At 70.8% G+C, this 26185-nt stretch carries 21 protein-coding genes; 3 read left to right on the top strand and 18 right to left on the bottom strand.

Annotated features, from left to right (window positions below; all coding sequences use genetic code 11):
• The first annotated feature begins 54 nt into the window (after positions 1 to 54).
• A complete protein-coding gene (fdxA, locus tag HLK59_RS32955; RefSeq protein ID WP_171145244.1) occupies positions 55 to 375 on the top strand; it encodes a ferredoxin in 321 nt (106 codons plus the stop codon).
• 68 nt (positions 376 to 443) lie between these two features.
• Here the strand turns inward: fdxA and HLK59_RS32950 are convergent, their stop codons facing one another.
• A complete protein-coding gene (locus tag HLK59_RS32950) occupies positions 444 to 734 on the bottom strand; it encodes an acyl carrier protein (RefSeq protein WP_171145243.1) in 291 nt (96 codons plus the stop codon).
• A 438-nt stretch (positions 735 to 1172) separates the two neighbouring features.
• On the opposite strand from HLK59_RS32950, the gene HLK59_RS32945 reads away from it, so the two are divergent.
• A complete protein-coding gene (locus HLK59_RS32945; RefSeq protein ID WP_171145242.1) occupies positions 1173 to 3137 on the top strand; it encodes an FAD/NAD(P)-binding protein in 1965 nt (654 codons plus the stop codon).
• A 76-nt stretch (positions 3138 to 3213) separates the two neighbouring features.
• Here the strand turns inward: HLK59_RS32945 and HLK59_RS32940 are convergent, their stop codons facing one another.
• From HLK59_RS32940 to HLK59_RS52480, 5 genes are all read right to left on the bottom strand, one after another.
• The gene (locus HLK59_RS32940) at positions 3214 to 4893 is read right to left on the bottom strand and encodes an FAD-binding protein (protein ID WP_171145241.1); all 1680 of its coding nucleotides are present in this window, start codon (positions 4891 to 4893) and stop codon (positions 3214 to 3216) included.
• 235 nt (positions 4894 to 5128) lie between these two features.
• On the bottom strand, positions 5129 to 6058 hold the full coding sequence (locus HLK59_RS51385; protein WP_171145240.1) for an Ada metal-binding domain-containing protein: 930 nt from the start codon (positions 6056 to 6058) through the stop codon (positions 5129 to 5131).
• An 85-nt stretch (positions 6059 to 6143) separates the two neighbouring features.
• The gene (locus tag HLK59_RS32930; protein ID WP_171145239.1) at positions 6144 to 7751 is read right to left on the bottom strand and encodes a class I adenylate-forming enzyme family protein; all 1608 of its coding nucleotides are present in this window, start codon (positions 7749 to 7751) and stop codon (positions 6144 to 6146) included.
• Positions 7752 to 7991: 240 nt separating this feature from the next.
• On the bottom strand, positions 7992 to 8735 hold the full coding sequence (locus HLK59_RS32925; RefSeq protein WP_171145238.1) for a nuclear transport factor 2 family protein: 744 nt from the start codon (positions 8733 to 8735) through the stop codon (positions 7992 to 7994).
• A gap of 38 nt (positions 8736 to 8773) precedes the next feature.
• Positions 8774 to 10021, bottom strand: a complete 1248-nt coding sequence (locus HLK59_RS52480; protein WP_206327890.1) for a cytochrome P450 — start codon at positions 10019 to 10021, stop codon at positions 8774 to 8776.
• A gap of 217 nt (positions 10022 to 10238) precedes the next feature.
• Here HLK59_RS52480 and HLK59_RS32915 point away from each other — a divergent pair, with 217 nt between their 5' ends.
• Positions 10239 to 10832: a TetR-like C-terminal domain-containing protein gene (locus HLK59_RS32915; RefSeq protein ID WP_171145237.1), complete on the top strand. Its 594-nt coding sequence runs from the start codon at positions 10239 to 10241 to the stop codon at positions 10830 to 10832.
• Positions 10833 to 10922: 90 nt separating this feature from the next.
• On the opposite strand, the gene HLK59_RS32910 is transcribed toward HLK59_RS32915, so the two are convergent.
• The 12 genes from HLK59_RS32910 to HLK59_RS50555 form a co-directional block, all read right to left on the bottom strand.
• Positions 10923 to 12536 (bottom strand): AMP-binding protein, encoded by a 1614-nt coding sequence (locus HLK59_RS32910; RefSeq protein WP_171145236.1) that lies wholly within the window; start codon positions 12534 to 12536, stop codon positions 10923 to 10925.
• A gap of 104 nt (positions 12537 to 12640) precedes the next feature.
• A complete protein-coding gene (locus tag HLK59_RS32905) occupies positions 12641 to 14899 on the bottom strand; it encodes an MMPL family transporter (RefSeq protein WP_171145235.1) in 2259 nt (752 codons plus the stop codon).
• A 34-nt stretch (positions 14900 to 14933) separates the two neighbouring features.
• On the bottom strand, positions 14934 to 15938 hold the full coding sequence (locus tag HLK59_RS32900; protein WP_171145234.1) for an alpha/beta hydrolase: 1005 nt from the start codon (positions 15936 to 15938) through the stop codon (positions 14934 to 14936).
• Positions 15935 to 17503 carry an FAD-dependent monooxygenase gene (locus tag HLK59_RS32895; protein WP_171145233.1) on the bottom strand — a complete coding sequence of 523 codons (1569 nt, stop codon included), beginning with the start codon at positions 17501 to 17503 and terminating at the stop codon, positions 15935 to 15937. The genes HLK59_RS32900 and HLK59_RS32895 overlap by 4 nt, the downstream gene beginning before the upstream one ends.
• A gap of 140 nt (positions 17504 to 17643) precedes the next feature.
• Entirely contained in the window at positions 17644 to 18600 is a 957-nt protein-coding gene (locus tag HLK59_RS32890; protein WP_171145232.1) for an NAD-dependent epimerase/dehydratase family protein, read from the bottom strand.
• Positions 18597 to 19865, bottom strand: a complete 1269-nt coding sequence (locus HLK59_RS32885) for a nucleotide sugar dehydrogenase (RefSeq protein WP_171145231.1) — start codon at positions 19863 to 19865, stop codon at positions 18597 to 18599. Before HLK59_RS32885 ends, HLK59_RS32890 begins: the two co-directional genes overlap by 4 nt.
• Before the next feature lie 45 nt (positions 19866 to 19910).
• Positions 19911 to 21530 (bottom strand): class I adenylate-forming enzyme family protein, encoded by a 1620-nt coding sequence (locus HLK59_RS32880; protein ID WP_171145230.1) that lies wholly within the window; start codon positions 21528 to 21530, stop codon positions 19911 to 19913.
• Between the two features lie 24 nt (positions 21531 to 21554).
• Positions 21555 to 22493 (bottom strand): UbiA family prenyltransferase, encoded by a 939-nt coding sequence (locus tag HLK59_RS32875; RefSeq protein ID WP_171145229.1) that lies wholly within the window; start codon positions 22491 to 22493, stop codon positions 21555 to 21557.
• A gap of 36 nt (positions 22494 to 22529) precedes the next feature.
• The gene (locus HLK59_RS32870) at positions 22530 to 23348 is read right to left on the bottom strand and encodes a class I SAM-dependent methyltransferase (RefSeq protein ID WP_171145228.1); all 819 of its coding nucleotides are present in this window, start codon (positions 23346 to 23348) and stop codon (positions 22530 to 22532) included.
• A gap of 21 nt (positions 23349 to 23369) precedes the next feature.
• A complete protein-coding gene (locus tag HLK59_RS32865; protein WP_346779857.1) occupies positions 23370 to 24488 on the bottom strand; it encodes a DegT/DnrJ/EryC1/StrS family aminotransferase in 1119 nt (372 codons plus the stop codon).
• Positions 24485 to 25684, bottom strand: a complete 1200-nt coding sequence (locus HLK59_RS32860; RefSeq protein WP_346779856.1) for a DegT/DnrJ/EryC1/StrS family aminotransferase — start codon at positions 25682 to 25684, stop codon at positions 24485 to 24487. Before HLK59_RS32860 ends, HLK59_RS32865 begins: the two co-directional genes overlap by 4 nt.
• A gap of 280 nt (positions 25685 to 25964) precedes the next feature.
• The coding region (locus tag HLK59_RS50555; RefSeq protein WP_206327889.1) for a hypothetical protein at positions 25965 to 26185 on the bottom strand (221 nt) is incomplete at its 5' end.

Genomic DNA, 26185 nt, shown 5'->3' with positions numbered 1-26185 from the left:
CCTCCCCTCCCCTCCCCTCCCCCGTTCTCTCTTCCTTTTCCGAGGAGTCCCCGCATGACGTACGTCATCGCTCAGCCCTGCGTCGAGGTGAAGGACAAGGCCTGCATCGACGAATGTCCTGTGGACTGCATCTACGAGGGTCCGCGCATGCTTTACATCCACCCGGACGAATGCGTGGACTGCGGGGCGTGCGAGCCGGTCTGCCCGGTCGAGGCGATTTTCTACGAGGACGATCTGCCGGAGCAGTGGAGTGCGTTCGGCGCGGCCAACGCCGAGGTGTTCGAGACGGTCGGCTCGCCGGGCGGCGCGAGTGGGGCGGACCCGTTGGGTCGCGACCACCCGGTGGTCGAGGGGGCTCCCGTCCTCAGCGCCTGAACCGTGGTGACGACCGAAGCGGCGCCCGTCGGAGGACGGGCGCCGCTTCGGTCGGTGTCGTGTGCCTGCTACGGGTTCACGCGTGTGCTCGGCATCGTCAGACGCGGTGTCAGGTGGTCGACGATGGCGGCGATCGTGGGGTGGTCCCAGACCAGGTTCGGGTCGACGATCAGGCCGTGCTCGTCCTCCAGGTCGCCGCACAGGCTCAGGGCCGTCACGGAGTCCATGCCGTAGGCGACGAGCGGGGTGCGGTCGTCCAGGGTCCCCTCGGGGCGGTCGAGGTAGAGCGCGAGACGAGCGGTGAGCCAGCCGTGCAGTCCTGCGGCGAGCGCGGCCTGCCCGGAGGTACGGGTCGTCATGGGGAGCTCCTCGGCGTTCGCGGCCAGGGTCGGGGTCCTGAAGGTGCGGGGTGCGGCCAGTGTCCGCAACGGGGCTAAAGCCGGGCTTGAAGCCCACCGCATGGCGGACGGCTCCTGGAGATCCCTTCGGTGTTTCGCGGGGCGGCATGACAGTCGTATGGCAAGGCGTGGTGAGGTGCGTGCCCAGGACCGCGCAATAGGACGTCGCGGCATTCGCGGTGCGGCAGGACACTGGCACGTTTTTTCCTTTGGCGGCACCGGCGTGGTGCCTCGGGCAGCCATTCGTTGACCCGAATTCGGCGCAGAGGATTTGCTTCCCTCGTACCGGAGCCGCGCCATGACAGGCCATTGCGGCTCCTTCGTCTCTCCCGTGAGTCAACGCCTTGCCGTGCCTTTCCATGCCTTTCCGTGCCTTTCCACGCCGAGCAGGAGCAACAGATGGGGAACCAGCGACTGACCATGTGCATCATCGGCACCGGGCCCCGCGGGCTGTCGGTGCTGGCACGTGTCTGCGCCAATGCCGCCCTCGCCCCGGACACCGGGCTCACCGTGCATGTGGTCGAGTCCGAGCGGCCGGGCTCGGGCCGTGTCTGGCGCGGCAGCCAGTCCCGGCATCTGCTGATGAACACCGTCGCCTCTCAAGTGACCCTCTTCACCGACGAGTCGGTGGAGATGGAGGGCCCGCTGGAGACCGGGCCGAGCCTTTACGAGTGGGCGCAGCTGATGGCGTCGCTGGAACCAGGCGAGTCCGGTCTGGACGACGGTTTCCATGCGGAGGCGGGCAGGATGGGCCCGGACACGTATCCGACGCGCGCGTTCTACGGCCATTACCTGGAGTGGGTGTTCCACCGGGTGGTCACGCTCGCCCCGCTGCACGTCGACATCGTCGTCCATCACACCCGTGCCGTCGCCCTGGACGACGCGGCGGAGGGCCCGGACGCGACGCAGACCGTGCGGCTGGAGAACGGCCGTGAGCTGGCCGGCCTGGACGCGGTGGTGCTCTCGCTGGGTCATGTGGAGGCCGAGGACCCGGACACGGTGGCCCGGCTGAACAGGAAGGCGCGGGCTCTGGGGCTGCGGCATGTGCGGCCCGTCAACCCGGCCGACATCGACCTGGCGTTCGTCGAGGCGGGTGAGCCGGTGCTGCTGCGCGGGCTGGGGCTCAACTTCTTCGACTACATGGCGCTGTTGACCCAGGGGCGCGGTGGTGTGTACGAGGAGGTCGACGGGCAGTTGGTCTACCGGCCCTCGGGCCAGGAGCCCGCTCTGTACGCCGGTTCGCGGCGCGGGGTGCCGTACCACGCGCGTGGTGAGAACGAGAAGGGTGCCCATGGCCGGCATCTTCCGTTGCTGCTGGACGAGGCGAAGGTGGCCGAGTTGCAGGCGCGGGGGGCCCGCCGGGGTGGCCTGGACTTCAAGGCCGACATCTGGCCGTTGATCGCCAAGGAGGCGGAGACGGTCTACTACACGGCGCTGCTGGCTCGTACCGAGGACGCGTCCGTCGTGGACGCCTTCCGTGAGCGGCTGCTGGAGACGCCGTGGGACAGTGCCGCCGAGCGCGAGGTGCTGGACGCGTACGGGGTGGGTGCCGGCGACCGCTGGGACTGGGAGCGGATCACCCGGCCCGACGAGGGGGCGCGGTTCGACGGCCCGGACGCCTGGCGGAAGTGGCTGCTCGTCCGGCTCGGCCAGGATGTCGCGGATGCCCTTGAGGGCAATGTCTCGGGGCCGTTGAAGTCGGCGCTGGACGCGCTGCGGGATCTGCGCAACGAGATACGTCTCCTGATCGACCACAACGGTCTGACGGCGGACTCGCACCGCGACCACCTCGACCGCTGGTACACGCCGCTCAACGCGTTCTTGTCGATCGGCCCGCCCGCTTCGCGTATCCGGGAGATGATCGCGCTGATCGAGGCCGGTGTCCTGACCATCGTGGGTCCCGACGTCCAGGTGGAACTGGACGAGGACGCGCGGGAGTTCGTGGCCTCCTCGCCGAGGGTGCCCGGCTCCGAGGTGCGGGCCGGGGTGCTGATCGAGGCCCGGCTGCCGGACATCGATCTGCGGCGCACCGCCGACCCGCTGCTGCTCCATCTGCGGACGACCGGCCAGTGCAGCCGCTATCGCATCCACGGTCCCGGCGCACGGACGTACGAGACCGGTGGTCTCGCCGTCACCGAGCGGCCCTACCGTCTGGTGGACGCCTCGGGCCGGGCGCACCCGCGGCGGTTCGCCTACGGGGTGCCCACCGAGTCCGTGCACTGGGTGACGGCCGCCGGGATCCGGCCCGGCGTGAACTCGGTGACGCTGGGCGACTCCGACGCAATCGCCCGTGCCGTGCTCTCGCTGGCGTCGGCACCGGCGTACACCCTGCCGGGTGCGACGGCCGGGTCCGAGGCCGCGTGACGGCTGTCGGCCTGCCCGACCCGCCGCGCCCCCACCGTCGTGGACGGCGGGGGCGCGGCGGGTGGGACGGGACGGCTCAGGTGGCCGGCAGTTTCACGGACTGGCCGTGGTGGAAGAAGTCGCGCGGGTCGTACGCCTTCTTGACCTTCTGGAGCCGGGCGTAACCGCCCTTGTAGTACAGCTCGTGCCAGGGCACACCGGAGGTGTTGTACTGCGGGTCGCTCAGGTCGATGTCCGGGTAGTTGACGTAGGCGCCGTCGGTCACGTCGTTGATGACCGGGACGCCGCCCGTGTCGGCGAAGACACCGTGGTAGAACTCGCGGATCCAGCGCAGTGAGATGTCCTCGGCCGCCGGGTCGCTCCACCACAGCCCCCAGGCCGCCTTGAACGCGGCCTCGCGGTGGGGGGCGGCGGTGGCGTCCGGGGCGACCGCGTTGACCTGGCCGCCGAAGGAGCTCACCTGTACCGCGGCGGTGGGGTTGACGAGGTCGTCGCGTGTGAGGTGCTTGTAGAACTCGTCGATGTGGGCCGTCGGCAGGGTCTTGCGGTAGTAGGCGGACTTGAAGTCGGACTTGAGGCTGGGGTCGTTCAGTGTCGGGTTGGTGGTGCCGATGTAGCGGGCGGCCTGGAGCCAGGGCATCCGGCGCGGTGCGGCGAGTTCGGGCATCGCCGCCACTTCGCCCATGGGGGTGGTCATCGGCTCGTTGGCCACGTCGAGGCCTGCGGTGATGGCGCTCAGATAGTCGTTGAGTATCTTCTGCGCGTCCGGGACGGTCGCGTCGACCTGGGTGACCAGGCCGATGTAGCCGGCCGACTTGTGGTTGAGCCACAGCACGCTGGTCAGGTTGTCGTTGACGGTGCCGGACTTGATGTTCTTGGTGTGCCAGTCGCCGAAGTTCTTGACCAGCCGTGCGAAGCGGTCCTTGGTCATGTCGGCCCAGGGCCAGGCGGTGGCGTGCAGCAGTACTTCGGCGGGCGGCTGCGGGAGGAGCTTGGCGGGGTTGGTGCCGGTCGCTCCGGGCGAGCGGAACCAGAAGCGGGTGACGACACCGAAGTTGCCGCCACCGCCGCCGGTGTGGGCCCACCACAGGTCACGGTTGGGGTCGCCCGGCTCGCGGGTCGCGACCTTGACCGACGCCGTGCCGTCGGCGCCGACGCACACGACCTCGACGCCGTACAGGTGGTCGACGACCAGGCCCAGTTGGCGGCAGAGCAGGCCCCAGCCGCCGCCGCTGACATGGCCGCCGACGCCGACCTGGAAGCAGGTGCCGGCGGGGATGGTGACTCCCCAGGTGCGGTACATGCGCTCGTACACGTTGAGCACCTGTGAGCCGGCCTCGACACAGACGGCGTTCTTGTCGGGGTCGAAGTAGACCCGGTCCATCCTGGTCATGTCGAGGATGACCTGTACGTCGGAGTTGAAGACCCAGTCCTCGAAGCAGTGGCCGCCGCTGCGCACCGTCAGGCGCTTGCCCGCGTTCACGGCCGCCTGGACGACGGAGCGGACCTGTGCGGTCGTCTCGGCGAGGCAGATCTTCTCGGGTGCGGCGGCCCATCGCTGGTTCCAGCCCTGCACCAGGTCCTGGTAGCGCTTGTCGCCGGGGGCGACCGTGGTGACCGGCCCCGTGGGTGCGGCGCGGTCGGCCGCTGCGGACGGTGTGGCCAGGGCCGTTCCCGTCAGGAGGGCGGCTCCTCCGGCGGCCGCGCCCCCGGTCAGGAAGTTCCGCCTGTGGATACCTTCAGCGTGGCGAGCCATCGCGCCAACCCCTTTGTCCTGATGAGTCGATACGGCCACGCTATAGATCGGTTCACGCCATCGGCACTCAGAAAATTGCGCTCGTACTCGGCGGCTGTCCTGAGGTGTCCGGGGCGTCGGCGCGGCGGCCTGCGGCGCCCGAAGTCGCAGGCCGCGCACGGCATTTGGCCCGTTCCGCGAGGCCGTCCACGGACGGTCGGCCGGGTGGCTCGGGGAGTTGACCTCGTAGGAAAGATCACGCCATCGCCATGTCGGGGGCCGAACCGGAAGCGGATGCCGGGTCCAGGTGGATCCGCAGCAGCTGGCGGATCCGTTCGTGGCGGCAGACCTGGCGGACGTCTCTCGGCAGCAGTGCGTCCACGGGGTGCAGGGCCGCGGGGCGGGCCAGTACGTGGGCGAGGCGTGCCTCGAACCACCGGTCGTCGGCACGGCGTACCGCATAGGGGAAGAGCTCCGCCAGCCGCGCACGCGCGGTCTGCTCGGGGCCCTCCAGAACCGCGCACACGCCGTTCGCCGTCACGGCCACCAGGACCGGTGCGGTATCGGTGACGGCCATGGCCGAGCGGATCTCGACGCCCGCTCCGCCCGCGCGGAACTCCTGCGGGGTCATGCCCAGGATCGCCGAGGAGACGGCGTAGAACTGGCCGGTGGTGGTGAAGCCCGACTGGTAGATCGCGTCGGCGACGGTCCGGGCGCGGATCAGCTCCTCGCGCACCCGCTGCGCCCGTACCGCCGTCCAGTAGGCGTGCGGGGTCAGGCCGGTCAGGGACTTGAACATGCGGTGGAAGTGGAACCTGCTGTAGCCGGCGCTCTGCGCCAGGTCGTCCAGATTCGGGGGCGCGACCGCCGCGTTCATCAGCAGACAGGCGCGGGCCACGACGGCGGCGTGCGGCCGGTTCGGCTCCGGTTCTCCCGGCTGGCAGCGGCGGCAGGGCCGGTAGCCGCGCGTGTGGAGTTCATCGAGCGAGGCGTGGAACTCGACGTTCTCCCGCCGGGCCAGTCGCGCCGCGCACGAGGGCCGGTTGTAGATCCCGGTCGTCGTCACCGCGTAGTAGAAGCTTCCGTCCGCGGCGTCGTCGCGTTCGCGGACCGCCCGCCAGCGCTGTTCGTCGCTCTCGTAGGCGCCTGCCTCGGCCGCCACCGGCCGTGCCGGTGCCGATCTCACCGTCTGCGCCCGTTGCCGGGCGCGGACTTCTCCACGCGCAGGCTGTACGACGCTCCGTTCAGCACCCCGTGCCGGCGGGCGCTGCTCATGTCCAGCGTCCTGTGCCGTAGGTGTCCTGGTTCTGGAGCACCTTGCGGCGCAGGTCGAAACGGCGGACCTTCCAGGTGCCGGTGCGCGGGAAGTCCTCCCAGTCGATGACGCGGGGCTCGGCGAGCTCGGGCAGGTCCGCGGTGACGCGCCGCCAGGCCTCGCGGTCCAGGGTGCCGCTGTGGGTGGAGACGACGGGCACCGGCGGTCCGCCCGGGTCGCCGAGCACGATGACCTCGGTGGCGTCGTCCAGGCGTTCCAGGATCCGGCTCTCCAGCTCGATGCCGCTGATGCCGGGGATGACGTCGACCTCGCGGTCGAGGATCTCCAGGTTGCCCGAGCGGCGGTGGATGCCGATGTCGCCGGTGTTCCACCAGCCGTCCCAGATCTTCTCGCGGTGCCGCTCGGGCTCGCCGAGGTAGCCGAGACACAGGCCCTTGGTCTTCACCAGGACGATGCCGCGCTCACCGCGCCTGACCGGTTTGCGGGTCTCCGGGTCGACGACCTTGATCCGGGTGACGAAGGGGATGGGACGGCCGACGCTGTTGGTGAACGGCTCCCCCTCGGTGGGCTTCATCACCGTGCGCCTGGAGTACTGCGCGAGCGTCGCCGGGCCGATCTCGCTCTGCCCCCAGCTCTGCGCCCACACCGGGCGCCGCCGCCTGCTCGTGGCGATGAACGCGCGGACCGTGCTCGGGTGTATCGCGTCGAAGGTCGAGACGAAGGCACGTACGTCGGTGAACAGGTGCGGCCGCGTCCTGGGCAGGTGCTCCCAGCGCTGGAAGATGTTGGGGCAGGCCTCCAGCATCGTCGGCCGGTTGCGGGAGAGGGTCTCCACGACCGTGTCGGGGTCGGAGCCGGCGAGCACCACGACCTTGGAGGGGACCAGGATCGAGTGGGCCATCACATAGGTCACCGCGCGCGAGTGCACGAAGGCGATGCAGGAGGCGAGGGTGTCGTCGGGCCGCGTCGACAGGAACGGGATGCGGATCGTCTCCATCTTCCCGTACACACCGATGGTGTCGGCGGAGTGCATCACGAACTTGGGTACGCCCGTGGTGCCGGAGGTGTGCGTCAGGAGCATCGGATCGGCGTCGGGGCGCAGGTCGGGCGCGGGTGTCGGGGAGCCGGTGAGATCGGCGAGCGCGGTGGTGCCGGCGAGTGGCTCCCGGCCTTCGACGGCGAGGACGCGGGTCGTGGGCCCGGCGAGGGCGACGCCGGACTCGGCCGCCTCGGCGAGTACCGAGTCGGCGGCGACGATGACCTTCGGCTTCAGCCGTTCCATCATCTTGCCGAGGGTGTCCGCCGGGAACGTCGCGGTGATCATGGCGGGCAGGGCGCCGATCCTCGCCGCGGCCGCGGCCAGCAGGACGACGTCCATGTGGTTGTGCTTGATGATGGCGAGCCGTTCGCCGCGGCGCAGTCCCGCCGCGTACAGGCGTCCCGACATGTCGGCGACGAGCTGGGCGATCGCCGCGTTGTCGTAGGCGCGGCCGGCGTCGGGGGCGATGTCGAAGGGCCGGTCCAGGTGCCAGACGGGGCCCGGCTTGTCGGCGAAGTGGTCGAAGTGGGCCCCTATGTTCTTGGGGCGCTGGGTCTTGGGCATCGGCTTTCCTGTCCCGTGGGCTGACGTGGAAGAGGGCGTGATCGGCGCCGGGCGCCCACTACTTCGACTGGCCCGTCACTCAAGTGACGGGCCAGTCGGTACCGAAGGGTGGATCGCGGGGCGCAGGGAGGGTGTGGAGCGCGGGGAGGGTGTGGAGCGCGGGAGGGCGTGGAGCGCCGCCGCGCTCTGGTGGTTCGGCTCCCGGCCGGGAGTTTCCGCCCGCTCAGAACATGCCGTTGCTCAGAACATGCCGTTGTCGTGCGGCAGGGTCTCGGGGATCTCGGTCCTGACGTCCCAGTACTCGGCGATCTTTCCGTCCGCGACGCGGAACAGGTCGCCGAACGCGTGCGGCTTGCCGTTCAGGGTGCCTTCGGACTGGGCGAAGACGAAGTTGCCCTCGGCGATGACGCGGTGGAGCTTGAGGTAGTCCGCCGCGGCGAGGGTCTCCCGCAGGCCGGACACACCGTCGGCGACTCCGGACGCGTGCCGGATCAGCTCGCCGCCCTCGGTGTATCCGTCGAGCGTGCTCAGATCGCCGCCGACGAAGACGTCTTCGAGCAGGCGGCGCACGAGTTCCTTGTTCGCCTCGGTGCGGTCGAGGTCGGTGACCTCGGCGGAGCCGTCGCCCATGTCGTGCCCGGACGCGGTCGGACCGAGCTCCGGGCCCACCGCCTCCCAGTGCTCCTGGACCTTGCCGTCGCCGGCGCGGTACAGGTTGAACAGGATGAGCGGCACCTCGGCGAGGCCGGTGACCCGGGCGTGCAGCAGCACCATGTCGCCCTCGGCGATGGAACGCAGCAGGTCGTAGCGGGCGCCGGCGCTCTTGGCGCGCTCGGTCAGCTGACGCAGGCCCGCCGGGCCGGCCGCGCACAGCGGGCTGTGCTGGATGAAGGCGGGCGCGTAGTACTTGTCGAGGGCGGCGTCCGTGTCGGTCCCCCCGGTCAGCTCCAGCACGCCTTCCACGACGAGGTTCTTGGTGCTCATCAGGGTCTCCAAAGTTGTGTGGGTCGTTGCCGGAGAACTCAACTGCGGGTGGTGACCGGAAGTGCTTCCAGCGCGCGGGAGAGCAGGCTGGGCTTGTACGCGAACCGGTCGGCGGCCAGCGCCAGCCCCGGTGCCCGGCGGAAGAGCGTGCCGAGGGCGACCTTGCCCTGGGTACGGGCCAGGGGTGCGCCGAAGCAGACGTGCATACCGGAGGCGAAGCTGAGGTGCCGGTTGTCCGTGCGGCCGAGGTCGAGGGTGTCCGGGTCGGGGAAGGCGTCGGGGTCACGGTTGGCGGCGCCCCGGACGACGATGACCTGTTCGCCCGCGCCGACCACGTTCCCCTCCCCCAGGTCCACGTCCTCGAACGCCACCCGGATGGACAGGTGGGAGGGCGAGTCGTAGCGCAGCAGTTCCTCGACGGCGCCGGCGGCCAGCTCCGGTTCGGCGCGGAACCGGGCGAGTTGCTCGGGGTGGCGCAGCAGGGCGAGGGCGCCGTTGCCGATGAGGTTGGTGGTCGTGCCGTGTCCGGCGATGAACAGCAGGATGCAGGTGCCCAGGAGTTCCTGTTCGCTGATCTGGCCTTCGTCGGCCGCGGCCGCGAGGCGGCTCAGCACGTCCTCTCCCGGTGCCCGGCGCCGCTCGGTGGCCAGGGCGAGGAAGTAGTCGTTGAGGGCGGTCAGCGCCTCGTCCCTGGCCTGGTGGTTGGCCTGGGAGACGGTGAAGGAGGGGGACACGCCGGCCAGGTAGTCCTGCGCCCACTTCTCGATCATCGGGTGGTCGTGCTCCGGCACTCCGAGGAGATGGCAGATCACGCCGAACGGCAGCCGGTGCGCGAGGGCGGAGATCAGGTCGAACTCGGGGCCGCCGCTCAGGGCTTCGTCGAGGAGTTGCCCGGTGCGTTCCTCGATGTAGCCGTTGGCGCTGCGCATCACGCGTGGCCCGAAGGTGTCGCGCAGGACGCGGCGCAGCCGGGTGTGGTCCGGCGGGTTCATGAAGATGAGCATGTGGCGCTGGTCGGCGAACCCGCCGGGCAGTGCCGTCCCGTCGCCCGCCGCTTCCTGTGTCGCCGCGGAGGGCGAGGGGTAGCCGAACCGCTCGTCGCGCATGACGAGGTCGCAGTCCCGGTGCCGGCTGAGCACCCAGAAGCCCGCCGGGCTGCGGAAGACCGGGGTGTTCTCCCGCAGCCGCCGGTAGTGCTGGTAGGGATCCTGCTGGAACCCGGGGTCGGTGGGATCGAAGCCGAGCATGCCCCCGGCACCCGGCCGCGTCGTCGTCGTGCCGCTCACATGTCCTCCGCTGGAGTGGTGTGTCCCCTGTCGCAGAACGCTCGGGACATTCGGCTCCGCCCGCGCTGATCCGCGCCGGCTCGCTGTCTTTTTCAGCCAGTGCGCCTCACGGAACCACAGCGGACAGGGGGCGTGGGAGCTGTCATTTCCTGCATGGCCAGTTGTTGTCAGGGCGCTCGCCCCGGGCCGCGCCGGACCGGGCCATACGCTTTTGCGTATGACAAGCGTGGAGCAATCCGCCCTGGTGGCAGGCGATGTGACGACGCGTGAGCGGATCTTCGGCGCGGTGCTCGGGCTGTGCCGCGAGCGCGCCTACCAGGCGTTCGACGTCGGGGACATCGCCCGGCGCGCGGGCGTCGACGAGGAGACGGTGTGGGCCGGCTGGCCCGCCAAGAACCTCGTCGTGATGGAGGCGCTGCTGCATGCCGTCGCCCCGCACATGAGGTTTCCCCGTACCGGTGACATCCGGGCGGACCTGGAGCAGCAACTGGCCGCCACCGCACGGCTGTTCGCCGATCCCGGCATCGGACCGCACCTGCGGGCCGTCATCGCCGAGATCCACTCGGACGAACGCCTGGCGGCGACCTTCCTGGAGAAGGTGTACACGCCCAACCGGACGGTGGCCCGGGCCCGTTTCGAACTGGCCCAGGAACAGGGCCAGTTGCGCACCGACATCGATCTGGACACGGCGGTCGACCTGGTCTTCGGCTCCCTGTGGTTCCGGCTGCTGCTGGGCACCGGCCCGCTCACACCCGAGCTGGCCGCCTCGATCTCCGAGCACGCGCTGGCCGGCCTGGGGCTGCCCGCCTGAGAAACGGGTGTTGAACGTGGGTGTTGCCCGGCCGGTACCGGCCGGGCAACACCCACGTTCAACACCCGCGCTCAGCGCCTCGGCCTACGCTCACGTCCACCGTCCGCTGCCGAAGGTCTCCTGGCTCTGGAGCACCTTGCGGCGCAGGTCGAAGCGGCGGACCTTCCAGGTGCCGGTGCGCGGGAAGTCCTCCCAGTCGACGACGCGGGGCTCATCGAGCGCGATCAGGCCGGCCGTGGCGCGCTCCCACGCGGCGCGGTCCAGGGTGCCGCTGTGGGTCGAGATGATCGGCACGGGCAGCCCGTTGGGATTGCCGAGCACGATGACCTCGGAGGCGTCCTCCAGACGCTCAAGGAGCAGGCTCTCCAGCTCGATGCCGCTGGTGCCGGGGATGACGTCGACCTCCCGGTCGAGGATGTCGACGGTGCCGTCCCAGCGGTGGACGCCGATGTCACCGGTGTTCCACCAGCCGTCCCAGACCTTCTCTTCGTAGCGCTCGGGCTCGCCGAGATAGCCCAGGCAACGGCCCTTGCCATTGATCAGGACCAGGCCGCTGCTGCCCCGCGAGACCGGGCGCCGGGTCTCCGGGTCGACCACCTTGATCTTGGTGACGAAGGGGACGGGCCGGCCCACGTTCCGGGTGAACGTCCCATGGCCGTCGGAACGTTTCCGCATCACCTTGCGCTTGGGGTACTGCGCCAGCGTGGCGGGACCGATCTCGCTCTGCCCCCAGCTCTGCGCCCACACCGGGCGACGCCTGCGGCTGGTCTCCATGAAGGTGCGGATCGTGCTGGGGTGGATGGCGTCGAACGTGGAGACGAACATCCGCACGTCGCTGAACAGCTCCGGGTGCGCCTTGGGCAGGTGCTCCCAGCGCTGGAAGATGTTGGGGCAGGCCTCCAGCGTGGTGGGGCGGTTGCGCTGGAGGGTCTCGACGACCACGTCCGGATCCGAGCCGCCGAGCACCACGACCTTGGTGGGCACCAGCACCGACTGGGCCATCACCCAGGTCACCGCGCGCGAGTGCACGAAGGCGATGCAGGAGGCGACGGTGTCGGAGGGGCGGGTCGACAGGAACGGGATACGGATGGTCTCCATCACCCCGTACACGCCGATGGTGTCCGCCGAGTGCATCACGAACTTCGGTACGCCGGTGGTGCCGGAGGTGTGGGTGAGCAGCATCGGCTCGGAGTCCGGGCGCAGGTCGGGCGCGGGAATGTCGCTGCCGGCGAGGTCGGCGAGGCGGGTGGCGCCGCCGGAGAGCCGCTCGCCCTCGACGGCGAGCACCCGGGTGCCGGCTCCGGCCAGCTGCACGCCCTGTTCGTGGGCGGCCGCCAGCACGTCGTCGGCGGCGACGATCACCTTCGGTTCCAGACGCTCCATCATCTTGCCGAGGGTGTCCGGCGGGAACGTCGCGGTGATCATGGCGGGCAGGGCGCCGATCCTCGCCGCGGCCGCGGCCAGCAGGACGACGTCCATGTGGTTGTGCTTGATGATGGCGAGCCGTTCGCCGCGGCGCAGTCCCGCCGCGTACAGGCGTCCCGACATGTCGGCGACCAGGTGCGCCAGGGACGTGGAGTCGTAGGCGCGGCCCGCGTCCGGGGCGATGTCGAAGGGCCGGTCCAGGTGCCAGATGGGGCCCGGCTTGTCAGCGAAGTGGTCGAAGTGGGCCCCTATGTTCTTGGGGCGTTTGGTCTTGGGCATCGGCCGTTCTCTTCCGTCGTAGGACCTCTCGGGGGTGCCTGGAGCCGGGCCGCCGCCGGCCCGGCCCCGCTGGGTGCGGGGCCGGGCCGGCGGCCGGTGCGGCGTCAGTGCGGCTGGCTGGGGACCGGAGTGTCGCTGTCGCTTCCGGTACGCCCGCCGGGGATCGGCGGTGCCTCCTGCGCTTCGGCCTCGCTGAGGCCGTAGCGGGCGTGGAACTTCCGCAGCGGGCCGGGCGCCCACCAGTTGGCGCTGCCGAACAGCTTCATCAGGGCCGGCAGGAGACCGCCGCGGATGAGCGTGGCGTCCATGAGGATCGCCAGCGCCATGCCGAGACCGATCGCCTTCATGTAGCTGATGCCGGAGGTGATGAGGACCAGGAAGACCAGCGAGAGCAGCACGGCCGCGTAGGTGACGACCTTGCCGACCCGCTCCAGGCCGTTGGCGACGGCCAGTTCGTTGTCGCCGGTGCGGTCGTACTCCTCCTTGATCCGGGACAGCATGAACACCTGGTAGTCCATGGACAGTGCGAAGGCCAGGCCGAAGCACATGATCGGCACGGTCCAGGTGATGCTGCCGGTGATGATGAAGTCACCGAACAGGCTTGCCAGGTGGCCTTCCTGGAAGATGAAGACCAGGGCGCCGAACGTGGCGGTGAGGCTGAGCACGGTCAGCAGGATCGACTGGAGCGGCAGCAGGATGCTGCCGGTGAGCAGGAACAGCAGCAGGAACATGCCGATGAACAGGATCGCCGCGGACAGCGGCAGGTTGTCGCCCAGTGTGTCGAAGGTGTCGACGCTGACCGCGGCCGGGCCGCCGACCTTCACGTCGAACGGCGCCTTGGTGTCACGCACCGCCTCGACGAGCTTCTCCCCCTGCGAGCCGTAGGCGTCGACCGACGGCACCACGGACAGCCAGGTTCCCGCGGTCACACCGAACCGGGTGTTGGCCTCGCTCGCCTCGGCGACCTTGGCGCCGTCGACGTAGGAGCCGGTCAGGGCGTCGACGCGGCTGACGTCGGCGACCTTCGAGAGGTCCTTGGCGTAGGCGTCGATGGTGTCGGTCTTCGTGCTCGGATCGCCGGCATGGGCCGCGACGACCGTCAGGGCCTGCTGCTCGCGGGTGTCGAAGTCCTTCTTCAGCACCTGGGCGACCTGGGCGGACTTGGCGTCGGCGGGCAGGACCGCCTCGTCGGGCAGCCGCAGCTTCATGTCCATGGCCGGCAGGCCGAGGGTGATGACGACGGCGAGGACCAGCACGGCGACCCGCACCGGGCGCCGCATCACGGCGGTGGACGTGCGGTGCCAGAAGCCGCCGCCGTCGTTGGCCGGGTCCTGCTTGCGCTTGAACAGGCTCCACTTGTCGACGCGCGGGCCGATCCAGCGCAGCACCGCCGGGGCCAGGACGAGGGTGACCGCGGCGGCGACCAGTGCGGTGGTCATGCAGCCGATCGCGAGCGAGCGCAGCATCGTGAACGGCAGGACGAGCAGGCCGACGAACGCGACGGCCACGGTGAGCGCGGAGAACAGGATGGTGCGCCCCGCGGTGCGCAGGGTCGTGGTGATCGCGGTGTTGATGTCCCGGCCCTGGCGCAGTTCCTCGCGGTAGCGGGTCACGAACAGCAGGCAGTAGTCGATGCCCAGACCGATACCGAGGAACGTCGTGGTGTTGACGACGACGCTGGAGGTGTCGTTGACGAAGGTGATGGCGAACAGCGTGCCCATCGACGCCAGCATCGCGCCGAACGCGACGGCCACCGGCAGCAGCGCGACCAGGGCGCTGCCGAAGATGACCACCAGCACGATGAGGAGCAGCGGGAACACCATGCCCTCGGCCTTGGAGGCGTCCTTGCTGGAGGTCTCGATGTTCTCGTGCCACATCATGGCCGAGCCGCCGGTCTTGACCTCGAGGCCGTCGACCGTGCCGGAGTACTTCTCGTCGATCTTCTTCGCCCAGTCGATCTGGTCGTCGAAGCCGCCGTCGATCCGGCCCAGCACGATGGCCTTGTCGCCGTCCTTGCTGCGCAGCGCCTCACTTCCGGTGGTCCAGTAGGAGACCACGTCGGTGATGTCGCTCTCCTTGGAGAGCTTCTCGGTGAGGTCGCGGCCGGCCGCGGCGACGGATGCGTCGTCCACGCCCCGCTTGTCCTCGACCAGCAGCAGCAGGTTCGGTTCGCCCTGCTTGAAGGTCTTCTCCAACTCCTCGGCCGCCGCACGGGATTCGGTGCCGGTGGCCTCGTAGCCGCCCGAGGTGAGCCGGTCCTGCAGGCCGCCGCCTGCGGCTCCGGCGAGGAACACCAGCAGCAAGGTGAACAGAACCACCTTGCGCGGTGAGCGCAGCACCAGGCGTGAAAGCCTGTCGAACATCGTTCCTCCTATGGTGTGGGTGAGGGCTTCGGCTTCACGCCGGCCGGGAGGGTCCGCGTACTTCCGCGAATCTGCGGTCGAACCAGTCACGTGCCAGGTCGTAGAACTCGGTGGCGCCGCGGTGCACGTTCAGCGAATGGCCGACGCCGGGGACCACATGGGTCTCCAGCTGGGCCTCGGGCGCGTAGTAGTCCCGTTCGAAGGCGTGCACGGCCTCGGAGCGGGCGGCGAAGCCCACGTCCGAGCTGCTGAAGAGCGCGTCGTGTTCCCCGACCACCACCAGGACGGGCGCCTTGACGGCCCGTGAGTGCTCGGACCGGTAGGTCTCGGGCAGCGAGTTGCCCTCGCCCCAGGTGGCGGTGGACTTGATCAGTTCGTTGTGCGCGGACAGTTCCGGATCGATGCCGCCCGCAAACTCGAGCATCCTGGCGCGGCGTCCCGGACGCTGCGTCAGATACTCGGCGGGCGCGCCGAGACCGGCGAGCAGGGGGTCCTGGTTCGCCGGGTGGAAGAAGTCGTGGACCTTGTCGACCTTCTCGTAGAAGTCGGTCGTGGTGTGCAGCATGCCGGTGATGACCAGGCCGTCCACGTCCGCGTGCCGGGCCGCCTCGACGAGGGCGATGCCCGATCCGTAGGAGTGGCCGACGCTCACCACGCGGGAGAAGCGGTGGCCTTCGGGGGTGCCGGAGCGCAGCAGTGTGATCGCCTGGTGGATGCTCTCCACGTGGGCGTCCAGGTCGACGAGGTCGCCGTGGGGCCTGCTGGAGTCACCGGTGCCGAGGCGGTCCAGGAGCAGCACGGCGTATCCGGCGCGCAGCATGTGGGCGCTGTAGTCGTATGCGCCGGGCAGGGTCCAGTAGCGGCGGTCGTAGGTGAGGCCGGGAATGAGTACCTGCACCGTGTCCGTCCCCTGTTCGGGGACGAGCAGCCGGCCGGCGATGTGCCGGTCGGCGCCGTCCACGGGCACGCGGACGGTGAGGTCCTCGCCGACGCAGGGCGGGAGGTCCGCCTCGGGCAGCGGCGCCGGGACGACGGTCATGGGGTTCTCCTCGTGTTGTGCAGGGGCGTGCCGGAGGTGCCGGGTGCGGTCGTGGACGGCACCTGTTCGGGTGCGGGCGCCGCTGCTCTGGTGCTGCGGTGGGCGGGGAGGCCCGTGAGCCGTGCGGCGGTGTGGGTGTGCCGGGAGCCGAGGCCGTGGGTGGTGCTGGGCGGTCCGGCCGGGCCGGGGCCGCTGGGGCCGCGCAGGGCGGCGGCTATCACCCGGGGCCGGAACATGGCGGCCGGTGAGGCGAGGAGCTGGGTGTGCTGGAGCATCAGCAGGGCCGCGTGCCGGTCGGTGACCGCGGCGGCGGTGAGGCGGTCCACGTAGCGCTTGCCGAACCGTGTCACGGCGTCGGGCCGGGTGACCTCGTAGACCCAGGGGTAGGAGAAGTCCATGCCGGTGGCCAGCTGCCAGGCGGGGGTCATGGTGCGGGCGAAGGCCTTGCGCAGGGGGCCGGCGAGTCCGATGTGCGTGCCGCGCGCGGCGATCTTGTCGCTGAGCACCTGGGCGCACAGCACGGCGGTGGACATGCCCTGCCCGTAGGAGGGGTTGAATCCGCCGAACGCGTCGCCGATGACGAGGAATCCGTCGGGCCAGCGGCTCAGCTTCTCGAAGTGCCGCCAGCGGTTCTCGGTACGGCCCGAGCCGTGGACCGGTCCGACGGGGGTGGCGGACTCGATGACGTCGCGCAGCACCGGGTCGCGCAGGGTGCCCGCGGCCCGCAGCAGCCCTTCGTGGTCGGTGGGCGGGCGGTCCCCGCCGCTGGCGGAGACCGACACCATCCAGCGGCCGCCCTCGATCGGGTTGAGGATGCCCTGGCGGGGGATCTCGGACGACGCCATCAGCAGCATGCAGGACCAGTCGGCGACATGGCCGGCGGGCGGCTCGTAGACGCTGGTGGCGTACGCGGTCTTCGCGTCGACCACGGTCTCCCGCGGGCGTTCGTAGCCGAGCTCCTCCAGCCATTGCGGGGCCTTGGACTTGCGGCCGGTGGCGTCGACGACGAAGTCCGCGTCGATGAGGTACTTCTCGCCCCAGCCGGTGCGCGTGTCGCCGTCCCTGCCGCGTACCCACACGCCGGTGACGCTGTCGCCGCCGCGCCCGCTCTGGAGTGCGAGGGCCTCGTGTTCCTCGACGAACTCGACCTTCGGGTCGGCGCGCAGGCGTTCGCGCACCACCGCGTCGATAACGTCGCGGGTGCCGGTCATCATCGACAGGTCGGTCTCGAAGCGGGACATCCAGCCGCCCGGTGCGAGCAGCAGCATGTCCTCGGGCATCCGGACGTCGACCATGCCGGCCGTGAGGAGTTCGCCGGTGATGCCGGGGAAGAGCCGCTCCAGGCCCTGGTGTCCCGCGGCCATCAGGTTGTGGGCGTGCCGTGCCTGGGCCACGCCTCGCCGCCAGCGGGGTTCCACGGTCAGCGGGTCCCGCTCGATGATCGTGACCTTGCGCAGGTGGGGGGAGAGAGCTCGCGCTGCGGCCATTCCGGCGAGGCTCGACCCGATCACGACGGCGTGGCCGTCACCGCCGTGCCCGCCTCGGGCACCTGGGTTGAGGCTCATGTGTGCGCCCTTTCTCGTGCGTTGTGGGAATGCGTGGTGCGGTGCCGCCGCGTTCCGGGGCTGGGGCCACGGGGTGCGGCGTCGGGCCGTGTCGGTGACCGGCGGGCCGGTACGGGTGTCGGGTCGGGTCGCTACGGATGTCAGGTCGGGGTCGGGGCCGGGGTGCCGCGCAGGGCGGCGACGGCCGAGGGCAGTCCCTCGGCGACGGTCGGATACGCCGGGCGCCAGCCCAGTTCGTCCCGTGCGCGGGCGTTGCTCAGCCGGTAGGAGGTGGTCAGCGAGGCGGTGACGGGACCGCCGAGGGCGAGCGCGGCCACCGCCCGGGGCACCGGTGCGGCCAGGTCGGCGCCCAGCGCGCGGGCGGCCTCGCGGGCGAACTGCGCCAGCGGCAGCGGCTCGTCGTCGGCGATGTTGTACTCGGCGCCGGCCGGTGCCCGTTGCAGGGCGGCCAGATAGGCGGCCGCCAGGTCGTCGAGGTGGACGCAGCTCCAGTGGTTGGAGCCGTCGCCGGGGTGGCGGATGCGCCCGCTCCGGTCCGCCTGGTCGGCGAAGGCGGCCCGGAAGTTGCCGCCCGGTCCGTAGACGAAACCGGCGTGCAGCACCACGGCGTCCAGGCCGTCGGCCGCCATGGCGCGCAGCCGGGCCGTCGCCGCGGCGTGCCACACCCCCAGCGGGGCGGGGCGGTGCGGCACCGTTTCGTCGATCCACCGATCGCCGTGGTCGCCGTAGACCCAGGCGCCGCTCGCGTACAGCAGCCGCCGGCCGTGCCTCTGGCAGGCGTCGGCCAGGGCGCCCGCCATGACGGCGTCGGCCTGGCGGATGCGCCGGACGCGCGCCTTGGTGAGCCGGCCGGTGAAACGCAGCTGTGCCGCGTGCACCACCGCGTCGGCGTCCTGGACGAGCGGTACGTACGTCTCGGGGCGCAGCATGTCGCCGGTGCGCAGGTCGGCTCCGGCGGCGGCCAGCCCCGCCGCCCGGGACGGGTCGCGCACCAGGCCCGTCACCCGGTGCCCGGCGGCCAGCAGGGCGTGGGCGACGGCGCCGCCGATGTACCCGCTCGCGCCGGTGACCAGGACGTGCCGGGCGGCGCCGGTCACAGGTACTCCACCGTGGGTCCGGCCGGCAGCCGGTGGCGGGTGTCCAGGATGAACCGGGCGTGCTGGGTGATCAGGTCGAGGTCGAAGGCGCTGTGGTCGGTGAGCAGCACCACCGCGTCGGCCGCGGCGAGCTCCTGCTCGTCCAGGTCGGTGCGGATGACCCGCGGGTCGACCGGGGCGCTCTCCACGACGTGCGGGTCGACGGCCCGTACCTCGGCGCCCAGGCGCAGCAGCCCGTCCACGACCCGCACGGCGGGCGACTCGCGGGCGTCGCCGGTGTCCGGCTTGTAGGCCAGGCCGAGCACCAGGACGCGGGAGCCGGACAGGGCGCGGCCGCGCTCGTTGAACGCGGTCAGCAGCCGCTGTACGACGTAGGCGGGCATGTGGTCGTTGACGTCGTTGGCGAGCTCGACGAAGCGGAAGCGGTGGCCGAGGGCCCGGTTGACCCGCCAGGACAGATAGACCGGGTCCACGGGCAGGCAGTGGCCGCCGACACCCGGGCCGGGCGTGAAGCGCATGAATCCGAACGGCTTGGAGGAGGCGGCGTCGACCGCTTCCCACACGTCGATGCCCAACTCTCGGGCGTAGACGGCCAGTTCGTTGACGAGGGCGATGTTGACGTGCCGGAAGGTGTTCTCGACGAGCTTGGTCAGTTCCGCCACCTTGGGCGACTTCACCGGGACGGTCGTATCGACGACCGTGCGGTAGAAGGCGTCGACGGCGGCGAGCGACGCCTCGTCGACACCGGAGACGACCTTGGGGGTGGTCTCCAGGGTCCACACCCGGTTGCCCGGGTCGATCCGCTCCGGGCTGTAGCCCAGGTGGAAGTCGACGCCCACGCTCAGACCGGAGTACTCCTCCAGGATCGGGGCGACCAGTTCCTCGGTGGTGCCGGGGTAGGTGGTGGACTCCAGGACGACCGTCGAGCCCTGGCGCAGGAACCGGCCCAGGATCCGGGCGGCCGACTCGATGGCCCTGAGGTCGGGGACGCCTTCGCGCAGCGGCGTCGGCACACTGATGACGGCCACGTCGAAGCCGCCGACCGCGCGCTCCTCGGTGGTGGGCAGATAGCGCCCGGTGGCCAGTGCGGCCGCGAGCCGCTGCGGTGCGACGTCCTCGACGAACGACTCCCCCGCGGCAAGCCTCTTGACGCGGTCCTCGTCGACGTCGAAGCCGACGACCGTGGTGTCCTCGCCGGCCTCCACGGCGCGTACCGCGAGCGGCAGGCCGACGTACCCCTGGCCCATGATGACGATCTTTGGCATCGACCCGTCCGTTTCTGATGAAGTCGTGTGGTGGCGGCCTGCGGCTCAGGTCCAGCGGCCGGTGCCGAAGGTGGCCTGGGAGTCGAGCACTTGCCGGCGCAGGTCGAAGCGGCGCACCTTCCAGGTGCCGGTGCGCGGGAAGTCCTCCCACGCGATGACGTGCGGCGGGGCCAGCTCGGGCAGTCCTCGGGTGGCTTCCTGCCACTGCGTCTCGCTCAGCTCGCCCTCGGAGAGGCTGAGCACCGGCACCGGCCTGCCGCCCTCGGGGTCGCCCAGGACGATGACCTCGGTGGCCTTGCGGACGCGCTCGAGGAGGATCGATTCCAGGGCGATGGAGCTGGTGCCGGGGATCAGGTCGACCTCGCGGTCCTGGAGGCGCAGTGCGCCGGTGCGGGACTTCACGCCGAGGTCGCCGGTGTTCCACCAGCCGTCCCAGTCCTTCTCCTGGGCCCGGTCGTCCTCACCGAGGTAGGTGAGGCAGCGCCCCTTGGTCTTGACCAGGACCACGCCCGCCTCGCCGGCCGGGACCCGCTTGCGGGTGTCGGGGTCGACGATCTTGACCTGGGTGATGAAGGGGATGGGGCGGCCGACGACGTTGGTGACCGGGTCGAGCGCCCCCTCGTTCTTGCGGATCTGGTTGCGGGAGTAGACGGCCATGGCGACCGGCCCCGTCTCGCTCTGCCCCCACACCTGGCCCCACACCGGGCGGCGCTGGTCGGAGGCGTCCATGAACGCCCGCACGGTGGGCGGGTGGATGGCGTCGAAGGTGTTGACGAAGAACCGGACGCGGCTGAACGCGGGGCGGTGCGTCTCGGTGAGGTGCTCCCAGCGCTGGAAGATGTTCGGGCAGGCCTCCAGCACGGTCGGCCGGTGCTCGCTGAGCATCTCGGCGACCAGGTCGGGCTCGTTGCCGCCGAGGATGACGACCTTCTTCGGCGGGCGGGCCAGCTGGGCGAAGGTCCAGGTGATGGCGCGGCCGTGGACGAAGGCGATGCAGGAGGCGAAGACGTCGTCGGGCCGGATGGACAGGCCCGGCAGCGGCATCGTCTCCAGCTTGGTGAGCACGCCGAGGAGGGTGTTGGGCGAGTGCACCACCAGTTTGGGCACACCGGTGGTGCCGGAGGTGTGGGTGCAGATCATCGGCTCGTGGTCCGGGCGCAGGTCCATCGCCGGGATGTCGGCGCCGGCGAGCGAGGCCAGGCTGATGCCGCCCTCGGCGAGCGAGGGGTCGCCGTCGACGGCGAGGACCTGGCAGCCCGGGCCGGTCAGCCGCACGCCCTGGGCGGCCGCGGCGCCGAGCACCGAGCCGGAGGCCACGAGCACCTTCGGCTGGAAGCGCTCCATGATCTTGGCGTGCACGTCGGGGGCGTTGGAGGAGGAGATCATCGCGGGCAGCGCGCCGATCCGGGCGGCGGCCGCGGCGAGCAGCACCACGTCGTGGTGGTTCTCCTTGATGATGGCGAGGTGGTCGCCGCGGCGCAGACCCGCCGCGTGCAGCCGCCCCGACATCTCGGCGACCAGCCGGGCCAGCGCGGCAACCGTGTAGGTCCGGCCGCCCTCGGGGGCGATGTCGTAGGGCCGGTCGAGGTGCCAGGTGGGGGTCTTCGCGTCGGCGTAGTACTCGAACAACGCACCCAGGTTCTTGGGGCGTGGGGTCTTCTTCATGCTCTGCCTTGCCTTCCTGGGGGTTCAGCGGATGACGAGCAGGTTGGCGATCAGCAGGGCCGCCACCCCGATCCGGTGGGTGTCGACGCCGAGCTTGCGGGCCAGCAGCGCGTTGTTCTGGCCCAGGCCCGCTCGCAGTTGCCGGGCCCGCATCACCAGGACGGGGACCATGCACAGCAGGAACCAGCCCGGTACGGCGTCGGCCGCCCAGGCGATCAGCAGCGCCGCGGTCTCGGTCAGCGAGATCAGGGCGATGGCCACGGAGTAGGCGGACGGTGTCAGCACGGTGGCGAGGTTCTTACGGCCGGCCGCGCGGTCGCCCTCGCGGTCGTTGACGTTGGAGTACACCGACACCAGCAGCGACCAGACGCCGATCAGATACGTCTCCAGCACGATGACGCCGGTGAGGTGACCGTCGGTCAGGCCGTAGGGGATCAGCGCCATCAGGCCGGGGCTCAGCAGCAGCACCAGTTCCTGCCCGCCGCGGTAGCTCAGCCGCATCCCGTGCGAGTACTGGACGCTGATCGCCACCTGGAACGGGATCAGCAGGAGCACCCAGGTCGGGGTGTGCGGGGCGACGGCCACCGCCACACCCATCCACAGCAGGCTGGCCAGCAGGGCCAGATACCCGAAGCGCAGCGCCTGATGCTCCGTCAGGTCACCGTTGAGCAGCGGCTTGCGCTCACGGTTGCGCAGCGCGGCCTTCGGGTCGTAGTTGACGTCGTCGCTGCCGTCCCTGAAGCCGTGCACGTCGTCGAAGGCGACCGTCGCGGCGGTCATGGCCACCCAGCCGAGCGTGGTGACGACCAGCGTCCACAGCACTTTCGGGTCGTCGCGCAGATCGGAGGGCAGCAGCGCCCATACGACCGGCGCGGCCAGGTAGTAGTCGAAGAACGACAGCTTTGCCAGCCGCGCGTAGGCGCGCAGCCGCCCGGTCGGTTTGACCGCGATGGCCTGGCTCATGTCCGCTCCTCCTCTCTTCGTCGTCCTGGGTGGTCGTCAGGCCGTGCGGGGCTTGCGGCCGACGGTGGATATCTGGACCTGGCTGAGCCAGTTGTGGGACGGGTCGCCCATCTCGGTGATCGCCTCGGCGATGCGCTCCTCGCTCACCAGTCCGGCGGCGACGATCTGCGGGGCCATGAACTCCAGCCACAGCTGGTAGTGGCGAGCCTGTTCGGAGCCGCCGCGCACCATGACGACGCGGCCCTCGGCCGTGACGTCCTCGAGGCCGGAGTCGAGCGCCAGTCGCAGGTCGACGTGGCCGCCGCGCGGGTCGTGGCCGGCTTCGCGCATGAGCCCGTATCCCGCGGCGCGCACGTCCTGGAGGAAGTCCTCGCCGGACGCGGAGCGGAACAGGGTGGAGGAGTCGGTGTCCTCCAGGAACAGCAGGCCGCCGGGGCGCAGTGCGCGGACGAACTTGTCGATCACGGCCTGGCGGCCGGGCAGATGCTGCACCAGCATCCGGGCGTGCACCAGGTCGAAGGAGTTCTCGGGGAGTTCGTCCTCGCGGATGTCGATCTCCCAGACGTCGAGCGTGCCCTTCTTCTGGTCCTCGACCAGGCGCACGGTCTTCAGGTCGGCGGCGACCGCCCGGCCGGTGGGGCCGACCAGCTCGGCGAGGCGCCGGGCGGCCGAGCCGGAGCCGGCGCCGACCTCCAGGACGTGCCAGCCCTCGCGCACACCGAGCTTCTCGAAACGCTCGAAGGTCCCCGGGTCCCAGATGGCCTCGTTGGTGATCAGCCGCTCGGTCTCCTTGTCCCACGAGGAGTCGAAGACGTACTCCTGCGAGGCGTCGGCGCTCTGGACGGTTGTCGTCATGACGGGTGGCCCTCCGGGTCCCTAGGCGAAGAAGTCGCAGATGGTGTCGGCGATGCGCTCGACGTCGGCGTCGGTCAGGTGCGGCCAGATCGGGATGGCCAGGTTCGACCGGCTGGCCCAGCGCGCGTTCGGCCAGTCGGCGCCCTCGGGGGCCCAGGCGTTGAAGGCGGGCTGCAACGGCAGCGGCGTGGGGTAGTAGACGTGCGAGCCGATGCCGTGCTCGGTCAGGTAGGCCCGAAGGTCCTCGCGGCGGGACACCTGAATCGAATAGACGTAGAAGCAGCGGCCGTTGCGGCCGGCGGGGGGTGCTTTGACTCCTCGCTCGGCCAGCGGGGCGAACCGCTCGGTGTAGTAGTCGGCGATGGTGGCGCGGCGTTCCAGGCGGTCGGCGAGGGTGGGCAGCCGGTGCATCTGGAAGGCCGCGATCACCTCGTCGAAGCGGCTGTTGCGGCCGATGCGGTGGTGCAGGAAGCGGTTCACGCCGTCCTGGCCGTGGTTGCGCAGCATCCGTACGGCGCGGGCCAGTTCGGGGTCGTCGGTGAGGACGACGCCGCCCTCGCCGGCCGTGCCGAACGCCTTGACCTGGAAGAAGGAGAAGACTCCGAGGGTGCCCCAGCGGCCGGCCGGGACGCCGTCGAGTTCCGCGCCCTGGACCACGGCCGCGTCCTCGATCACCGCGATGTCGTGGCGCCGCGCGATCTCGTTGATGCGCGGCATGTCGGCCATGATGTTGAACAGGTGGGCGGGCAGTACGGCGCGGGTGCGCTCGGTGATCAGGGACTCCACCGAGTCGGGGTCGATGACCATCGTCCACGGGTCGACGTCGGCGAAGACGGGTGTGGCGCCCGCGTTGATGACGGACGATGCCACGGGCTGGCAGCAGAACGCGGGGACGATGACCTCGTCGCCCGGCCCGATGTCCAGGGCGCCGACGGCCAGTTCCAGACCGCCGGTGCCGCTGCCGCACGCCACGACGTCGTGGGCGCCGGTGGCCTTCTTGATCTCCTGCTCGAACTCGGCGGTGCGGCGGCCGAGGATGAAGCGCTGCTCGGGGTCGGTGCCCACGTCGAACATCGCCTTGAGCAACGCGTCGCGGTCCGCTTCGAACAGGTCGGGCGGGAAGAAGGGCAGTGTCCTCACAGCTGGCTCCCCTGGAAGAAGTCCCGTACGGCGTCGGCGACGGTCTCCAGCTGCGCCTCGGTCAGGTCCGGGTAGAACGGAAGGGCCACGGCGTTGCGGCAGGCGGCCTCCGCGACGGGGAAGTCGCCCTCGCTGTAGCCGAGTTCGGCGAAGCAGGGCTGTACGTGCAGCGGGATCGGGTAGTACGTCTCGGTGCCGATGCCGCGCGCGTTCAGGTGGGCGACGAGTTCGTCGCGCCGTTCGACCTCGATCTCGTAGACGTAGAAGACCGGGGTGGTGGGGACCGCGCGCTCCACGACGGTGGGCACGCGCAGGACTCCCGGGATGTCCTTGAGGCGCTCGGTGTAGGCCTCGGCGAGCTGGGCGCGGCGGGCGATGTCCTGGTCCAGGTCCGTCAGTTTCGCCAGGAGGACGGCGGCCTGGATGTCGTCCATCTTGGAGTTGGTGCCCGAGGCGCCGGACAGGTTGGAGATGCCGGCGATGTGGTCGATGGTCTTGCCCATACGGCCGTGGTGGCGCAGGATCCCGGCCCGCTCGGCCACTTCCTCGTCGTCGGTGAGGATCATGCCCGCGTCACCGATGGCGCCGAGGGTCTTGGTCGGGAAGAACGACAGCACACCGCCGCGCCCGAGCAGACCGGCGTGTTTGCCGTTCCAACGCATGCCGATCGACTCGGCGCTGTCCTCCAGCACCGTCACGTCGTGGGCGGCGGCGATCTCGCTGATCGCGTCCATGTCGGCGAGCTGGGTGAACAGGTGCGCCGGCATGACGGCCTTGGTGCGCTCGGTCACCGCCCGGGCGAACGACGCCGGGTCCATCGCGTACGTCACCGGGTCGACGTCGGCGAACACCGGCGTGGCTCCGGCCAGGGCCACCGAGGTGGCGGTCGCCGCGAAGGTGAAGGCGGGGACCACCACTTCGTCGCCGCGCTGCACCCCGGCCGCCCGCAGCAGCAGCACCAGGGCGTCGGTGCCGTTGTTCACGGCGATGGCGTGCCGGGCGCCGGTGTAGTCGGCGATCGCCCGTTCCAGTTCCAGGACCTTGCGGCCGTGCGAGTACTTGCCGCGTTCCAGGACGTCCGCGGTGTGGGCCTCGATCTGCGGCCACAGCCTCTCGAAGGTGGCCGCCTGGGAGAAGAACGGCACCCCGGCCGCGGTCTGTGCGCCGGCCGGGGCCGGCGTCGCCACACTGTTCACGCTGCTCCTTCACGGAAAGAGGGACCGCCGCGGTGCGCGGTGTCGGTCGGCACGCCGAGATGGAGGTCGGCCTTGGCCGGCGCCCGGACGGTGGCGCTCACGGGCGTGCGTCCAACGGCTCGATCATGAACATGACCTTCCTGGCGATGGGCAAGGGACGTCCGAGTGGTGCGCCGCTCTGGCTGAGGGGTGCGGAACCGCGGTGCGGGGAATTGCCCTGCGCCGGTGAGTCTGAGCAGCCCGACCTGCGTATGGCTAAAGCCCCGAACGAGCGGCCGTTTCAGCGGGCGCGGGCAAAGGCCTGATGGCGCGACCTGAACGGGCCGGGGTCGACGGGCGGGCGCCGGGCCTTGCGGCGGGCCATGGGGTGGCGAGGCGGGAAGCCTCCGGGTGCGGCGAGGATCCGGAGCGGGACCGTCCAGGCAGGGGCCCGTACCGACAGCGGGCCGTCGCCGTCCCCGTGAGGGGCTGAGCGGGCCGGGCCGACGGGCGGGTGGGTGG

The sequence above is a fragment of the Streptomyces sp. S3(2020) genome, assembly GCF_013044505.1.
Lineage (GTDB): Bacteria > Actinomycetota > Actinomycetes > Streptomycetales > Streptomycetaceae > Streptomyces.
This window is presented reverse-complemented; position numbering and strand designations above follow the sequence as displayed.

What these genes read in the sequence shown, in the direction of transcription:
- fdxA (WP_171145244.1), top strand. Translation starts at nt 55, where the DNA reads ATGACGTACGTCATCGCTCAGCCCTGCGTCGAGGTGAAGGACAAGGCC.
- HLK59_RS32950 (WP_171145243.1), bottom strand. Translation starts at nt 734, where the DNA reads ATGACGACCCGTACCTCCGGGCAGGCCGCGCTCGCCGCAGGACTGCAC.
- HLK59_RS32945 (WP_171145242.1), top strand. Translation starts at nt 1,173, where the DNA reads ATGGGGAACCAGCGACTGACCATGTGCATCATCGGCACCGGGCCCCGC.
- HLK59_RS32940 (WP_171145241.1), bottom strand. Translation starts at nt 4,893, where the DNA reads ATGGCTCGCCACGCTGAAGGTATCCACAGGCGGAACTTCCTGACCGGG.
- HLK59_RS32930 (WP_171145239.1), bottom strand. Translation starts at nt 7,751, where the DNA reads ATGCCCAAGACCCAGCGCCCCAAGAACATAGGGGCCCACTTCGACCAC.
- HLK59_RS32925 (WP_171145238.1), bottom strand. Translation starts at nt 8,735, where the DNA reads ATGAGCACCAAGAACCTCGTCGTGGAAGGCGTGCTGGAGCTGACCGGG.
- HLK59_RS32915 (WP_171145237.1), top strand. Translation starts at nt 10,239, where the DNA reads ATGACAAGCGTGGAGCAATCCGCCCTGGTGGCAGGCGATGTGACGACG.
- HLK59_RS32910 (WP_171145236.1), bottom strand. Translation starts at nt 12,536, where the DNA reads ATGCCCAAGACCAAACGCCCCAAGAACATAGGGGCCCACTTCGACCAC.
- HLK59_RS32905 (WP_171145235.1), bottom strand. Translation starts at nt 14,899, where the DNA reads ATGTTCGACAGGCTTTCACGCCTGGTGCTGCGCTCACCGCGCAAGGTG.
- HLK59_RS32900 (WP_171145234.1), bottom strand. Translation starts at nt 15,938, where the DNA reads ATGACCGTCGTCCCGGCGCCGCTGCCCGAGGCGGACCTCCCGCCCTGC.
- HLK59_RS32895 (WP_171145233.1), bottom strand. Translation starts at nt 17,503, where the DNA reads ATGAGCCTCAACCCAGGTGCCCGAGGCGGGCACGGCGGTGACGGCCAC.
- HLK59_RS32885 (WP_171145231.1), bottom strand. Translation starts at nt 19,865, where the DNA reads ATGCCAAAGATCGTCATCATGGGCCAGGGGTACGTCGGCCTGCCGCTC.
- HLK59_RS32880 (WP_171145230.1), bottom strand. Translation starts at nt 21,530, where the DNA reads ATGAAGAAGACCCCACGCCCCAAGAACCTGGGTGCGTTGTTCGAGTAC.
- HLK59_RS32875 (WP_171145229.1), bottom strand. Translation starts at nt 22,493, where the DNA reads ATGAGCCAGGCCATCGCGGTCAAACCGACCGGGCGGCTGCGCGCCTAC.
- HLK59_RS32870 (WP_171145228.1), bottom strand. Translation starts at nt 23,348, where the DNA reads ATGACGACAACCGTCCAGAGCGCCGACGCCTCGCAGGAGTACGTCTTC.